Genomic DNA, 13,370 nt, shown 5'->3' on the forward strand with positions numbered 1-13,370 from the left:
CGCTACCTCAGCTTCAGGGTGGACAGGGCCATGAGGGCCATGAGTATGGACAAGATCCAGAACCGCACGATGATCTTGGATTCGGGGATGCCCTTGAGTTCGAAATGGTGGTGCAGGGGAGCCATCTTGAAGATGCGTTTGCCCCCGGTGAGCTTGAAATAGCCCACTTGAAGGATGACCGACAGGGTTTCGAAGACGAACACGCCGCCCACGATGGCCAGCAGCAGTTCCTGTTTGGCCAGCACGGCCACGAAGCCCAGCGCGCCGCCCAGGCCGAGGGACCCGACGTCGCCCATGAAGACCTGCGCCGGATGGGCGTTGAACCACAGGAAGCCGAGCCCCGCGCCGACCATCGCGCCGCAGAAAACCGTGACCTCGCCGATGCCCTGGATGTTCTGGACCTGGAGGTATTCGGCCATGGTGGCGTGGCCCGAAACGTAGATGAATATGGCGAAGCAGGCCATGGCCACGACCATGGGGCCGATGGCCAGCCCGTCCAGGCCGTCGGTCAGGTTGACCGCGTTGCTCGCTCCGACCATCACCACCAGGGCGAACGGCAGGTAAAACCAGCCGAGGTCCGGGTTGAAGTTCTTGAAGAACGGCACGGACAGCCGGGTGGAGTAGGCCGGTTCGTTGATGAGCAGGGCGATGGCCGCCGAGGCGACCAGGCATTGCAGGGTGAACTTCGCTCCGGCGGAAAGCCCCTTGTTGCGCCGTTTGACGACCTTGATGTAGTCGTCCGTGAAGCCTATGGCGCTGAATCCGGCAAAGGCCAGCAGGGTCAGCCAGACGTAGATGTTGGTCAGGTCGGCCCAGAGCAGGGTGGACATCCCCACGGAGAAGAGGATCATGATTCCGCCCATGGTCGGGGTTCCCTGCTTGGCCTGGTGCTTGGGACCGTCCTCGCGGATGTACTGGCCGCATTTTATCCTGGTCAGCCAACGAATCATGGCCGGACCCAACAGGATGGACAGGATCAGGGCCGTCAGGAGCGCCCACACCGAGCGGAAGGTGATGTAGCGGAAGACGTTGAGGACGCCGACATCCGAGCTGAGCGGAACGAGCAGGTTGTAAATCACTTTGCGCCTCCCTGGACTTCCGCGTTCAATTCCCGGCACAGGGCGTTGGCGAAGAGTTCCATCTTCAAGGATCGGGACCCTTTGACCAGGACCACGGCGCGGTCCAGTCCCAGGTCGCGCCAAGCCTCCAGAAATTCGTCGACATCGGCGATTTCGTGCGCCTTGCCGCCCAGGCCGCGTTCCACGTCGGCCCTGTGCTCGCCCTTGTAGAAGACCGCCGCCGGGGCTGCTTCGCCCGCGACGCGGCCGAGCTCTTCATGGCGCATGACGGTTTCGCCGCCGAGCTCGCGCATGTCGCCGAGGACCAGCACGAGGGGAAGCCCGCAGGCCATGCCCGCCGCGGTGCGGATGGCTTTGGCCGTGGAAAGGGGATTGGCGTTGTAGGTGTCGTCGATGACCGTGACGCCGCTGCCTATCTTGCAGCAGAACCGCTGGGGGTCGGCGGCCAGGGATTGCACGCCGTTGACGACGTCGTCGCGGGTCATGCCCAGGCAGTGGGCCGCAGCGGCCACGCAGGCCAGGTTCTCGGCGTAGTGCGTGCCGCAGAACGGAGCGGTCAGCTCGCCGTCGCCGTCGGGGGTGCGCAGCAGGTAGCGGCCCCGCCCGTCGGAGGTGGAGCCGAGGAAAACGGCGGAGAAATCGGTGTCCGCATCCTCCCTGCCGGAAAAGCCCACCGGGGCGTCCGTCAGTTCGAGGGCCGCGTTCCACAGCAGGGGATAGTCCCTGCCGATGACCGCGCTGCCGCCCTGGCGCAGGTAGCGGAGCAGGGAGGTCTTGGCCTGGGCCACACCCGCTTCGTTGCCGAGTCCTTCCAGGTGGCCGGGGCCGACATTGGTGATGATGGCCAGGTCCGGGCTGGCAACCGGAGCCAGCTCTTCCATGTCTCCGCGTCGGGAGATGCCCAATTCCATGATCCACAGCTCCTGGTCCGCGGATGCCTTGAGCATGGACATGGGCAGGCCGATCTGGTTGTTGAAATTCCGGTAGTTTTTGGCCGTTGCGAAACGTTGCGAGGCCACGGCGTGGAGCATTTCCTTGACCGTGGTCTTGCCCGCCGTGCCGGTCACGGCCACGAGTTTGGCGCCGCAGGTGTCGCGCCAGCAGGCGGCGAGCCTGCCCAGGGCGGACACGGTGTCGCGGACCATGATGACCGGCGCGCCGATGTCGCCGATCATGCGCGAAGCCACCACGGCGCAGGCGCCCTTTGCGGCGGCCTTGGCGGCGAATTCATGCCCGTCGAAATTTTCGCCCGCGATGCAAAAGAAGAGGTCGCCGGATTCCACTGTGCGGGAGTCCGTCTTCACTTCGGTGACGACGGTCTCCTCAAAGCCCTCGTCGGCGGGTGCGCCGAGGCAGCGTGCGACTTCAGCCAGGGTCAGATTCACGAATATACTTCCTCGATGGCTTTGAGCGCGGCTTCCTTGTCCGAGAAGTGGCGCTTTGTGGTGCCGATGATCTGGTAATCTTCATGGCCCTTGCCCGCGATGAGCAGGGCGTCGCCCGGTTCCATTTCAGCCACCGCCATCTTGATGGCCTCGGCCCGGTCGGGATTTTCCATTACGTGTTTGGCCTCGGCCAGGCCGGGGCGTGCGTCGTCCATGATGGCCGTCGGGTCCTCGGTGCGGGGGTTGTCCGAGGTGAGCACGGCCACGTTGGCGTAGCGTGCGGCGGATTGCGCCATGAGCGGGCGCTTGGTCCTGTCGCGGTCGCCGCCGCAGCCGAACACGGTGATGAGCCGCGTGAAATCCAGTTCCTTGAGGGTCCGCTGCACGTTTTCGAGGGCGTCCGGGGTGTGGGCGTAGTCCACGAAGATGTCCAGGTTCCTGTCGTTCATGACCCGCTCCAGGCGGCCGGGCACTCCGGGGAACGTGGCGAGCTTGCGCATGTCCTTGCCGCTCAGGCCGAGCTGAAGGCCGACGGCCTGCGCGGCCAGCAGGTTCAGGGCATTGAAGGAGCCGACCAGCGGGGACTTGACCACCCAGGTCTTGTTCTTCCAGGAAGTTTCGATCTCCATGCCCTGGCCGGTCATGGACAGGATGCGGCCTCTGAGCAGGGGCTTGTCGCCGACCTCGGAGGGCTCGCCGATGCCGTAGCCGACGCCGTTGTCGCAGTCGGCCAGGAGCCTTCGGCCGTAGGGGTCGTCGAAGTTGATGACCGCGGCCTTGTTCAGGCGCGGATATTCTGCGAAAAGCTTGGCCTTGGCCCGGAAATACGTCTCCATGTCGCCGTGGTAGTCCAGGTGGTCCTGGGTCAGGTTGGTGAACACGGCGGCGTCGAAGTCCAGCCCCGCGACGCGGTACTGGTCCAGGGCGTGGGAGGAGACTTCCATGACTGCCACGTCCACGTCCGCCTTCTTCATGTTGAAGAGCAGCTCGTGGATCATCCAGCAGTCCGGCGTGGTCAGGGGCGCGTCCATGGTGAAGCCGGGCCAGCGGTAGTTGACCGTGCCGAGCACGCCCACCTTGAGGCCGCTCGACGCCAGCAGGTGCTCGATGATGTAGGAGGTGGTAGTTTTGCCGTTCGTTCCGGTGACGGCCACCAGCTTGAGGTCGCGGTCGAGGAGGTGGAAGTAGGCGCGGGCCAGTTCGCCCAAGGCGATGGCGGGATTTTCCACATACACGGCCACGGCCCTATCTTCCACCACGGGCGCGACCAGGTCGCGGGCCGCTTCGGGGGCCACCACGTAACGCGCGCCGTTGTTCAGCGCGTCGGGAATGTAGTCCACGCCGCGCACCTTCGCGCCGGGCATGGCCACGAAGCATTCGCCGTCCTGGAGCTTGCGCGAATCGGTGCGCACCACCAGTCCTTTTTTCACCTTGTCCAACAGGGATTCGAAATCCATGACGCCCCGTACCTTTTCCTTTTCGCTATGAGAGCCAGAGAACAAAAACATCATCCGCCCCCTCCTTGGTTCGGTTGCCGGGCCAGGGCTGCCCCGCGGGCGGCTCCTGACGCGTGACCGTCATCCCATGTCCCTTGAGCACGGGAACGATTCCCATTCCCGCCAGGGTCTCCAACGCCCTGCGCACGGGAAGCCCCCTCATGTCGGGGACCCGGTCCTTGACGGCCGTGGCCACGGGCATGGGCACGGCCTTATCCAGCGGCGCGCCGGACAGGTCGGATGCGGGTTCGCTCACCGTTGCTTCGGCGTGCAGGGTCTCGGACAACTGGCCGTGGTAGGCCAGGGTGCGCACCGTCACCTCGCGGCAGACCGGAGCGGCGACCATGGAGCCGTATGGGGACTTCTGCGGTTCGTCGATCATGGTGATGACCAGCAACTCGGGTTTCTCGGCGGGAACCAGAGCCACGAAGGAAGAAAGATATTGGTCGCCGTAGCCGCCATTTTTGGAGGCCTTCTGCGCGGTGCCGGTCTTGCCCGCCATGGTGATGCCCTCGATGCGCGCGCTGCGGCCGGTGCCGTCTTCCTGGACCACTTCCTCCATCATCTTCAGGACGGCGGCGGCGGTCTCGGGGCTGAACACCTGGATGGAGGCGTTCCGGCGCATGTGCTCGGGAACCAGGATGAGATTCAGGTCCTTGGTGGCGCCCTGGTTGGCCAGGCAGAGGAAGCCCTTGGCCAACTGCACGGCGGTCACGCCGATGGACTGGCCGAAGCTGATGGCGGCGAGGTCCACGGAGGTCCAGGACCCCGGAGAACGAAGGATGCCCACGGCCTCGCCGGGCATTCCGAGATCGGTTTTTTCGCCGAAGCCCAGCTTGGTAAGGTAGTCGTAGTAAACGCCGGAGCCCAGCTCCATGCCGATCTTGGCCGAGCCGATGTTGGACGAGTAGCGCAGCACCTTGTGGGCGGGGAGCCATTTGGCGGGGTGGGTGTCCCGGATGACCTTGTTGGCCACCCGCCAGCGGCCGTTTTCGCAGTCGATGAGCGTGTCGGAGGAGATCAGGCCTTCCTGGATGGCGGCGGCGAAGAGCAGCGGCTTCATGGTCGAGCCGGGCTCGTAGATATCGGTCAGGGGGCGCAGCCTGCGCTGGGCAGGGTTGGACGAGCGCACCGTGTTCGGGTTGAAGAACGGGTCGCTGGCCATGGCCAGGATGTCGCCGGACGCGACGTCCACCACCAGGACGATGCCGGCGCGGGCGTCGTATTTGGCGATGGAGTTGGCGAGGGCCTGTTCGGCCGCGTGCTGGATGTGGGTGTCGATGGTCAGACGGACGTCCTTGCCGTTGACGTCGATCTCCCGGCCGTGGGCGTCGAGATAGAGCCTTCTGCCCGTGGCGTCGCGCTGGACCACGAACTCGGCCTTGCTCGGAGAGAGCAGCTTGTCGAAGAGATGTTCGACGCCTTCGCGGCCGCGGCCGTCGATATCTGTGAAGCCGAGCAGTTGCCCGGCCAGATGCCCGTTGGGGTAGATGCGGGAATGCTCCGTGGTCAGACGGACGCCCCGGAGGTCCGCCCTGTTCAGGGCGGCGGCTTCGCGGTCCGTGACCTGCCGCTTAATCCAGACGAATTTCTTGCGGGACTTGAGCTTGCGGTAGACGTCGCGGCGGGGAAGCTTGAGGTCGCGGGAAAGGACGTCGCAGGCCACGTCGAGATTGTCGATCTCGTGGGGACGAGCGAATACGGACTGGGCTTCCACGGAAGTAGCCAGCATCTCGCCGTTGCGGTCGAGAATGCGGCCCCGCTCGCCGTATTCGTATTCGGCGGCCAGGCTCTGCCTGGAGGCCTGCTCGGCCAGAGCGTCGCCCTCATGGAGCTGCACCCAGCCTGTGCGGACCCACAGAGCAGCGAGCGCAATCGAGAAGAGGGCCATGACGAACCCCATCTTGATCCCGCTGTGATCCGTGCGCCTTGTATTGTCCTTTGCCATCGTATTCCCTGTTTCCCACTATGGCGGCGCGTTGTATGGCTCAAGCGCGCCGCTATTGCGAGGCGATGCGCCGTATCTGGCCCGGCGCCGCAACTTCCAGGCCAAGCTGGCCCGCGAGCTTTTTGAGCCTGTAAGGCGAAACCAGGTTGTTCCTCTCAACCGTCAGCTTCGCGGCCAGATCCTCTTTCCGGCCCAGGCTTTGCTCCATCCGGCGCAGGTCGTACGCCAGATCCATGCGCTCAATGTTCAACCAAACCGCTCCCAGACCGAGGAACAACGCCATGCCCAACAGGCCCAGCACCATCCAAAGCAGTGTCTTGTCGGTCTTGCTCATGCTTGCTCTCCGTCGGGTCCGAGTTTCTCCGCCACCCGGAGCTTGGCGCTCCTGGCCCGGGGATTCGCGTCCCGTTCAGCCTGCGAGGCGATCATCGGCTTCTTCGTCAACACTTTCATCTCGGGCACGCCTCCGCAGGTGCAGTGGAGCTGATGCGGGGGACATTTGCACCCCTTGGCGGCATCCCGGAATGCGTATTTCACCGCCCTGTCCTCAAGGGAGTGAAACGAAATTATGGCCAGCCTCGCCCCCGGTTTCAGACGTCCGATTATGGTCGAAAGATATTGTTCAAGTTCCTCAAGTTCCCTGTTGACCGCTATACGCAGTCCCTGGAAGGTCCGGGTCGCCGGATGATTGCGCGCCGTATGCCGCATCTTGGGCGGGTAGGCGAGCCGCACGATCTCGGCCAGTTGGAGCGTCCTCGTGATCGCCTTTTCTTCCCGCGCCTTCAGTATTGCCGACGCGATCTTTCCGGCCAGGGGGTCTTCCCCGTACACCCGTATGATCCGCGCCAACTCCCCGTGTTTCAGCGTGTTCACGAGATCCTCGGCCGACGGGCCGGAATCCGGGTCCATGCGCATGTCCAGCGGGCCGTCGTGGATGAAGCTGAATCCTCTTTCAGCCTCGTCCAACTGCATGGATGAAACGCCGAGGTCCAAAACAGCGCCGTCCACCGTGTCCCACCCGGCCTCGTCCAAGGCTTCCTCAAACCTGGAAAAGGGCAGGTGGAAAAGGTGCGTCCGGCCGTCGAACGCCTTCAGGCGTTCGGTCGCGAGGGCAAGCGCCTCCGCGTCCCGGTCGAGCCCGACGAGTTCGGCTCCTTCGCCCGCCGCCTCCATGAGCGCCAGGCTGTGGCCGCCCATGCCCAGCGTGCCGTCCATGTAGCGGCCGCCCGGGCGGGGGTTGATCCACCGAACCACTTCCTGCAAAAGAACAGTCGTGTGGAGCGAGGCGGGGCTGACTTCTCCCGGTTTCATCTAGAACGGCAGGGAGACGTTGTTTTCCGCCAGCTCGGAGGACACGTCGTTATCCTCTTCGAGCAGGGCTTCGAAAGCTTCTGCGGACCAGATCTCGAATCGTCTGCCCGCGCCCATCACCACGACATCCTTGTCCAGCTTGCCGGACTTGCGCAGATGCGCGGGAATGGCGATGCGCCCTTGCTTGCCAACCGGGGTCACGGTGTATCCCAAGTTCAGCAGCCGGATGGTGTTCTGCATCGCGCGGCTGGGGACGCGAATGCTTTCCAGTTCGCTTATGAGTTCATCCCACTGTTTTGGAGTAATGCCGATGACATGCTTATCGTAGATGGTCAGCACCATGACCCCGTCCGGCAATTCGGCGTGGATCTCGTCCCGGAACTCGGGCGGCAGGATAAGCCGACCTTTGTCGTCCAGGCTTCTATGTGCGTGACCTCTGAATCTCATCATATCCCCCGGAAAACCATCTTGCTCCACATCTTTACACTATGTCTACACTAATTTCCACTTATTCCCACCTCTGCGCGAAAATCCCGGGAAAGTCAACCGCCACAACGGGAATTGATCGCCAAAATTCACCGAGTTTAATTGATTTTTTCGAGTGCTGAGCCTAGACTTTCACCAATCTGGAACGAGGGCCTGCGGCAATTGTTCTGTAAATTCAAAATACAAGATGAGCTTCGGCTAAAGCGCCCGGCTGGCGCGGAGCGGAGCTGGGAGGCTGTCATGGACAGGCATATAAAGATCATCGCCACCCTCGGCCCGGCCACCGGGACCTATGAATCGGTCAAGGAGCTGGTCACGTCCGGGGCCAAGATTTTCCGGCTCAACTTTTCCCATGGCGGCAAGGAATTCTTCGCCAAGATGGTGGAGATCATCCGAAAGCTGGAGGAAGAGACCGGGCTGACCCTGACCATTCTCCAGGACCTGTCCGGCCCTAAGATCCGCACCTGCGACGTGGGGCTGGGAGCCATCGAGGTCAGCAAGGGCACCGAGGTCCTGCTGGGCACCCCCGACAAGGTCAAGGGAGCGACGGAGCCGTTCATCTGCCTGGACATCCCCGAGATGTTCCACGGCGTCAAGGTCGGCGACCCCGTGGCCTTGTCCGACGGCATGATCCGCTTCAACGTGGTCAAGATCGAGGGCGAGAACCTTATCCGCCTGAAGGCCGTCAACTCGGGCATGTGTCCGCCGCGCAAGGGGATAACCTTCCCCGGCACGACCACTCCGCTGGCCCCGCTGACCGACAAGGACAAGAAGGACCTGGCCTTCGGCATGGAGCTGGGCGTGGATGTGGTGGCCATGAGTTTCGTCCAGAAGCCCGAGGACATCCGAAACCTGCGCAACGAGATGGCCAAGCACGGCAAGCCGCTGCCCATTGTGGCCAAGCTTGAACGCACCGCCGCCCTGGCCTGCCTGGACGAGATCGTGGACGAGGCCGACGGCATCATGGTCGCCCGCGGCGATCTCGGCCTGGAACTCGACCTGGCCGAGCTGCCCGTGGCCCAGAAAAGAATCATCAAGCAGTGCAATAAGGCCGGGAAGCCGGTTATCGTGGCGACCCAGATGCTTCTGTCCATGGTCAATTCGCCCATGGCCACCCGGGCCGAGACCACGGACGTGGCCAACGCCATCCTGGACGGCGCGGACTGCGTCATGCTCTCCGAGGAAACGGCCATCGGCAACTATACCGGGGAAACCGTCCGGTTCATGCGCAAGATCGCCTACGAGATAGAGGCGTTCATGTTCGAGTCCGGCCGGCCGGAGCTTGACCGGGGAGGGGCGAGGGAGCTTCCCTCCACGTTCCTGGCCTATGCCGCCGCCATGCTGGCGGGCAAGACCAACGCCAGGGCCATAGTCTGCCATTCCACCTCCGGGGCCACCTCGCGGCTGCTCTCCTCCTGCCGCCCCAAGCAATCCATCTACGCGCTCTCCTCCGACCATACGGTCAGGCACTTCACCAACCTGTCCTGGGGCGTGATCCCCGCGGAACCCCTGGACGTCATCCACGACCACCAGGAGCGCGCCGAGGTTTTCGTCCGGCAATGCACCGACTTCGTGCCGGGAGACATCGTCATCATCACGGCGGGGCAGCCGGAACGGGGCAAGGCCACCACCCAGACCAACGTGGTCAAGCTGTACGAGAAACTGAGCAAGGAAGAGGATTAGCCAGCCCATGCGAGCCGACCAGAAGCACGACATCCCGGACGGGCTCAACGAGGAGTACTATCAGGTCAGCGCCGATATCCTCAGCAGCTTCAACAAGTATCGTCCTCCGTTGAACATCTTCATCTTTAAGGAAGATGTGGCCCGGGTGATCCTGTACTACAAGGTCGGCGGCAGGCTTTCCAACGAACAGGTGGAGGAACTGGCCGCTCTGACCGGGCAGGGCGTGGTCTTCTTTTCCCGCGAGGACCATCAGGTCTACGTCAAGCACATCAGCTATCAGCTCGATCTCGTCCTGGTGGACAGGAACCTCAAGGAAAAGGAGATCGCGGACATCTTCACCCAGGCTCTGACACGCAGGCTGGCCGAGTTCTTCGAGCAGCCCGTGAAGGCGGTCTTCGAGAAACTCTGGGTGGACCTCATGGTCCTGTCCGAATACCTCTACACCGACATGAGCCGCGCCCGCGCCCTGGTCAGGCGGCTGCACGGCGTGCATTCCCTGGAAAATCATTCGGTCAACACCGGCTTCCTCGGCCTGGCTTTGTGGGCCAAGCTCAAGGACGGGAGGCTGTCCGATTCGGTGAGACGTCCCGTCTTCGACCGCGTCCTGGCCGGGCTCTTCCTTCACGATCTGGGCATGGCCAAGGTGCCGCTGTTCCTTCGCACCAAGGACAAGCCTCTTACCGGCGAGGAGCGCGCCAAGGTCAATTCCCACACCAAAGTCGGCTACGAGATGCTCGGCAAGCTCGGCCTGCGTTATCCCGAGATAGATCAATGCGTCACTGAGCATCATGAGCGGCTGAACGGTTCGGGCTATCCGCTCAAGTCGACGCGGCAGGAGTTCCCCGGCAGACTGACGGCCGTGGCTGATTCGTTTTGCGCCATGATCTCCAAACGGCCTTACGCCGAGCCCATCGGACACATCAAGGCCGCCGCGTCCCTGGCCCAGGACCCCCGCTATGACCAGGAAATCACCAAGGCGCTACAGACCTTTCTCCTGGTCGACCTGAAGCTCAAGCCGTAATCATATCCAGTAAATAAAAGCCCCTATGCCGGGCTTTCCCGGCGCGGGGCAGTGTCGCGCGGCCGGGGGGCGCATAGTATGGTCTTTCGTCCTTCGCAAGGAATCGCGCCGGGGTGAATTCCCTGTTGCCTATTCCAGACTCTTCAAGTATAGAATAGTTATCGTTATCACCTTAGGCCCGGAGGGCGCATGAAACATTTGACAATCGCAGTGCTGCTGGTCGCCGTTTTCGGCTTCACGGCGTTTGCCATGGACAAAACCATGGACAAGACGATGAGCAAATCCATGGACGAGTCGATGAGCAAGCCCATGGAGAACCCCATGGACAAATCCATGGATAAGCCCATGGACAAAGCCATGGATAAGTCGATGAGCAAGTCCATGGACATGATGCTCAAAGCGGACAGCGCGGCCGTCTGGAAGTACATCACCGAGGTCTCGCCCTACAGGGAATGGGGGCAGTTCCCGGACCACATGGGTATGCGCAAGGGGAAGTCCCCCCATGGCGCGCTGCATGAGGTGTACGTTAACGGGGCGGGCCTGACCAAGGGAACGCCCAAGCCCGAAGGCGCCATGGTGGTGAAGGATAATTTCAATTCCGGGGAGAAGCTGAAGTTCATCACCGTCATGTACAAGGTCAAAGGATACAATCCCTCGGCGGGCGACTGGTACTGGGTGGAATACTCGCCCGAAGGGAAAGTCCTGGTGGAAGGGCCGGGATCATGCGCCCGTTGTCATTCGAAGAGGGCCGACCACGACTACATCATGGTTTCCGACCATTAGACCGTGGGCGGCCTGCCGCATCATTTCATGAAAGAAACGGCCCGTCCCATGAAGGGGCGGGCCGTTCGCATTGCTTGTGCGGGCAACCGCTACTTCTTGAAGACCTGGACCATGTCGCGGGTCATGTCGCGGTACACGTCGGTAACGTAGATCACGCCCATGACGCGCTCGCTTTCGACCACCAGAGCCCAGTCGCGGCGGGATTTGAGGAATACGTCCAGGACCACCAGGATGGGATCGTTGGGCTTGAGGAGCGGCGGGTTGGGGATGATGTATTCGTCGAGCCTGAGCTGGGTGCAGATCAGGCAGGCGTTGGCGAACTGCTGGTCCCAATCCACTTCGCCGTCCGTAATCAGATTTTCGTCCTTGAGCACGGACTGTTTGACCGCCTTGAAAAGCTGCCACAGGTTGATGGTTCCCTTGAGCTTGCCGCCCTTGGTCTTGACCACCACCACCTGCGAGTCCGGGGCTTCCACCATGGCCTCGCGCATGACGCGAATGGCTTCGGCCAGGCTGGCGTCCTCCTGAACGGTCGGGTATTCGTCGCGCATCATGTCCCAGGCGCGTTTTCTAAGCATCATAGGGGCTAATCCTCCGATATCTTGCTACGAGTCAGGGCCGCATATTACCTCCTTCTATCTCGTGCGCGGGGATTTGTCCATAACAACGGCGTGGTTACATGGCTGCGTCTTGACTTGTCCCCGATTGATGGCGACTATGTACTATGCGCGGAATCCTTTTGACCGTCCTTGCGGTTCTTTTTCTGGCCGTCCCGGCTCTCGGGACGGAGGATGCCTCCCCGCCCTTCGGGCCGGGCGAACGGCTGTATTACGATATCCATTGGACCGTTGTCCGGGCCGGCAAGGCGGAGTTGATCTGCCGGGACGACACGGAGATGGACGGCGTGCCCGCGCGCTATTTTTTCGCCAAGGCCCGCACTCTCGGCTGGGTGGACAACTTCTACAAGGTCCGCGACACCATGGAGGCCTGGACCGACATGGGAGTCAACCACGCCTTGCGCTACAAGAAGGACCAGAGGGAAGGTTCCTACCGCAAGAAGGTCGATCTCATATTCGACAAGCGGACCAATCAGTCCTACCGCTACGCCAGGGGCAAGCTCCAGCACACCCTCGACCAGCCCGCGGACGTCTTCGACCCCATGTCCATCCTTTTCGCCTTCCGCAAGCACGCGCTCCACGAAGGAATGGAGTTCAACGCCAACGTGTCCGACGGCAAGGTGTCCGTGGTGGGCAAGGCGTTCGTGGAAGGGCGCGAGAAGGTGGAAACCGGCATCGGCGACGTGGACGCCTATCGCGTGCGCCTGGACATCCGGCACCTTTCCGGGGTGTTCAAGAAGTCCGATAATGCCGAGCTGTATGTCTGGTTCTCGGCGGACGACCGGCGCATTCCGGTCAAGGTCAAGTCCAAGGTGGTGGTCGGGTTCTTCTCCATGACCCTGCGTGAGTATTACCCGCCCAAGAAAGGATAATTCCCGATGGGAGGCCGCTTTCAGCCTTCCCGGAGGTGGACCTTGTTGGAGCGGGGGAATTCCCGCTTGAGGATGGTCTTGAGGCGTTTCTTGAGGTCCTTGGCGGTCGTGGCCGAGGTTTCGTCCAGGTAGCCGAATTCGCGGATTTCGTAGGCGTCGCCGGTCCTGCGCACGGATACGCCCCGGTCCCGCTTGAAGGTCAGCAGTTCCAGGGTCCCGCCGTCGGGCAGCTTTTTCAGCCTGGCCAGCGCCGTGGCCAGGGCGGAGCCCATGTCTATCATATGACCTTGCGTCCCGTGGGCAGGGCGTCGCCGTCGGCCTCGCCGAGGTCGTAGAGTCGGATTTTTGTGGAACGGGGAAATTCCCGTTTGAACAGGACCTTGAGGAGCTTTTTCAGGCCGGAGAAGGGGACTTGGAAACGCTCCTGCCGGAAACCGTCCTCGGTCACGTCGAAAGCGTCCGGGCCGGTGCGCCGGATGAGCACGGAGCGGTTGCGTTTGTAGGTGCGCAGGTCCAGGGCGTGGCCTTCGGGCAGCTTGTCGAGTCTGCGCAGCAGGTCTGGCAGTGCGGTGGCCTTGTCGAGCATGGTCTAAACCATAGACAGCCGCCTTAATCCGTGTCAAACCGCATTGCGCAATCAATATCAGTATACAGTGTCCCGGAGCGTCGTTTCACGCGCCCGGAACCGA

Annotated in this window: 14 protein-coding genes; 4 read left to right on the forward strand and 10 right to left on the reverse strand. The window is 62.5% G+C overall.

Features of this window, described 5'->3' with window-relative positions:
* Nucleotides 1-2: 2 nt before the first annotated feature.
* Genes mraY through PSN43_RS03390 form a run of 7 tightly spaced genes read right to left on the reverse strand, consistent with a single transcriptional unit; the run spans nt 3 to nt 7,666 of the window.
* Nucleotides 3-1,079 (reverse strand): phospho-N-acetylmuramoyl-pentapeptide-transferase, encoded by a 1,077-nt coding sequence (gene mraY, locus PSN43_RS03360; protein ID WP_272699308.1) that lies wholly within the window; start codon nt 1,077-1,079, stop codon nt 3-5.
* Nucleotides 1,076-2,464 (reverse strand): UDP-N-acetylmuramoyl-tripeptide--D-alanyl-D-alanine ligase, encoded by a 1,389-nt coding sequence (locus PSN43_RS03365; RefSeq protein WP_272699309.1) that lies wholly within the window; start codon nt 2,462-2,464, stop codon nt 1,076-1,078. The genes mraY and PSN43_RS03365 overlap by 4 nt, the downstream gene beginning before the upstream one ends.
* On the reverse strand, nt 2,461-3,972 hold the full coding sequence (locus PSN43_RS03370) for a UDP-N-acetylmuramoyl-L-alanyl-D-glutamate--2,6-diaminopimelate ligase (RefSeq protein ID WP_272699632.1): 1,512 nt from the start codon (nt 3,970-3,972) through the stop codon (nt 2,461-2,463). The genes PSN43_RS03365 and PSN43_RS03370 overlap by 4 nt, the downstream gene beginning before the upstream one ends.
* The gene (locus PSN43_RS03375; RefSeq protein ID WP_272699310.1) at nt 3,947-5,908 is read right to left on the reverse strand and encodes a penicillin-binding transpeptidase domain-containing protein; all 1,962 of its coding nucleotides are present in this window, start codon (nt 5,906-5,908) and stop codon (nt 3,947-3,949) included. The genes PSN43_RS03370 and PSN43_RS03375 overlap by 26 nt, the downstream gene beginning before the upstream one ends.
* Nucleotides 5,909-5,960: 52 nt before the next feature.
* A complete protein-coding gene (locus tag PSN43_RS03380) occupies nt 5,961-6,242 on the reverse strand; it encodes a hypothetical protein (protein ID WP_272699311.1) in 282 nt (93 codons plus the stop codon).
* Entirely contained in the window at nt 6,239-7,219 is a 981-nt protein-coding gene (rsmH, locus tag PSN43_RS03385; protein ID WP_272699312.1) for a 16S rRNA (cytosine(1402)-N(4))-methyltransferase RsmH, read from the reverse strand. Before rsmH ends, PSN43_RS03380 begins: the two co-directional genes overlap by 4 nt.
* Nucleotides 7,220-7,666 (reverse strand): division/cell wall cluster transcriptional repressor MraZ, encoded by a 447-nt coding sequence (locus tag PSN43_RS03390; RefSeq protein WP_272699633.1) that lies wholly within the window; start codon nt 7,664-7,666, stop codon nt 7,220-7,222.
* Nucleotides 7,667-7,945: 279 nt separating this feature from the next.
* Here PSN43_RS03390 and pyk point away from each other — a divergent pair, with 279 nt between their 5' ends.
* The 3 genes from pyk (at nt 7,946) to PSN43_RS03405 (ending at nt 11,192) form a co-directional block, all read left to right on the forward strand.
* Entirely contained in the window at nt 7,946-9,388 is a 1,443-nt protein-coding gene (gene pyk / locus PSN43_RS03395; RefSeq protein ID WP_272699313.1) for a pyruvate kinase, read from the forward strand.
* A 7-nt stretch (nt 9,389-9,395) separates the two neighbouring features.
* Complete coding sequence (locus PSN43_RS03400) at nt 9,396-10,409, forward strand: HD-GYP domain-containing protein (protein ID WP_272699314.1); 1,014 nt, start codon at nt 9,396-9,398, stop codon at nt 10,407-10,409.
* A gap of 189 nt (nt 10,410-10,598) precedes the next feature.
* A complete protein-coding gene (locus tag PSN43_RS03405; RefSeq protein WP_272699315.1) occupies nt 10,599-11,192 on the forward strand; it encodes a cytochrome P460 family protein in 594 nt (197 codons plus the stop codon).
* A gap of 89 nt (nt 11,193-11,281) precedes the next feature.
* Here the strand turns inward: PSN43_RS03405 and PSN43_RS03410 are convergent, their stop codons facing one another.
* Nucleotides 11,282-11,773, reverse strand: a complete 492-nt coding sequence (locus tag PSN43_RS03410) for a CBS domain-containing protein (RefSeq protein WP_272699316.1) — start codon at nt 11,771-11,773, stop codon at nt 11,282-11,284.
* A gap of 143 nt (nt 11,774-11,916) precedes the next feature.
* On the opposite strand from PSN43_RS03410, the gene PSN43_RS03415 reads away from it, so the two are divergent.
* Nucleotides 11,917-12,681, forward strand: a complete 765-nt coding sequence (locus tag PSN43_RS03415; RefSeq protein ID WP_272699317.1) for a DUF3108 domain-containing protein — start codon at nt 11,917-11,919, stop codon at nt 12,679-12,681.
* A gap of 20 nt (nt 12,682-12,701) precedes the next feature.
* Here PSN43_RS03415 and PSN43_RS03420 read toward each other — a convergent pair whose 3' ends face one another.
* Nucleotides 12,702-12,962, reverse strand: a complete 261-nt coding sequence (locus PSN43_RS03420; RefSeq protein WP_272699318.1) for a hypothetical protein — start codon at nt 12,960-12,962, stop codon at nt 12,702-12,704.
* Complete coding sequence (locus tag PSN43_RS03425) at nt 12,959-13,267, reverse strand: hypothetical protein (protein ID WP_272699319.1); 309 nt, start codon at nt 13,265-13,267, stop codon at nt 12,959-12,961. The genes PSN43_RS03420 and PSN43_RS03425 overlap by 4 nt, the downstream gene beginning before the upstream one ends.
* Between the last annotated feature and the right edge of the window lie 103 nt (nt 13,268-13,370).

Source organism: Desulfovibrio sp. Fe33, assembly GCF_028532725.1.
GTDB lineage: Bacteria > Desulfobacterota > Desulfovibrionia > Desulfovibrionales > Desulfovibrionaceae > Pseudodesulfovibrio.

What these genes read in the sequence shown, in the direction of transcription:
- PSN43_RS03380 (WP_272699311.1), bottom strand. Translation starts at nt 6,242, where the DNA reads ATGAGCAAGACCGACAAGACACTGCTTTGGATGGTGCTGGGCCTGTTG.
- PSN43_RS03375 (WP_272699310.1), bottom strand. Translation starts at nt 5,908, where the DNA reads ATGGCAAAGGACAATACAAGGCGCACGGATCACAGCGGGATCAAGATG.
- PSN43_RS03370 (WP_272699632.1), bottom strand. Translation starts at nt 3,972, where the DNA reads ATGTTTTTGTTCTCTGGCTCTCATAGCGAAAAGGAAAAGGTACGGGGC.
- PSN43_RS03390 (WP_272699633.1), bottom strand. Translation starts at nt 7,666, where the DNA reads ATGAGATTCAGAGGTCACGCACATAGAAGCCTGGACGACAAAGGTCGG.
- PSN43_RS03410 (WP_272699316.1), bottom strand. Translation starts at nt 11,773, where the DNA reads ATGATGCTTAGAAAACGCGCCTGGGACATGATGCGCGACGAATACCCG.
- PSN43_RS03415 (WP_272699317.1), top strand. Translation starts at nt 11,917, where the DNA reads ATGCGCGGAATCCTTTTGACCGTCCTTGCGGTTCTTTTTCTGGCCGTC.
- PSN43_RS03400 (WP_272699314.1), top strand. Translation starts at nt 9,396, where the DNA reads ATGCGAGCCGACCAGAAGCACGACATCCCGGACGGGCTCAACGAGGAG.
- PSN43_RS03405 (WP_272699315.1), top strand. Translation starts at nt 10,599, where the DNA reads ATGAAACATTTGACAATCGCAGTGCTGCTGGTCGCCGTTTTCGGCTTC.
- rsmH (WP_272699312.1), bottom strand. Translation starts at nt 7,219, where the DNA reads ATGAAACCGGGAGAAGTCAGCCCCGCCTCGCTCCACACGACTGTTCTT.
- pyk (WP_272699313.1), top strand. Translation starts at nt 7,946, where the DNA reads ATGGACAGGCATATAAAGATCATCGCCACCCTCGGCCCGGCCACCGGG.
- PSN43_RS03420 (WP_272699318.1), bottom strand. Translation starts at nt 12,962, where the DNA reads ATGATAGACATGGGCTCCGCCCTGGCCACGGCGCTGGCCAGGCTGAAA.
- PSN43_RS03425 (WP_272699319.1), bottom strand. Translation starts at nt 13,267, where the DNA reads ATGCTCGACAAGGCCACCGCACTGCCAGACCTGCTGCGCAGACTCGAC.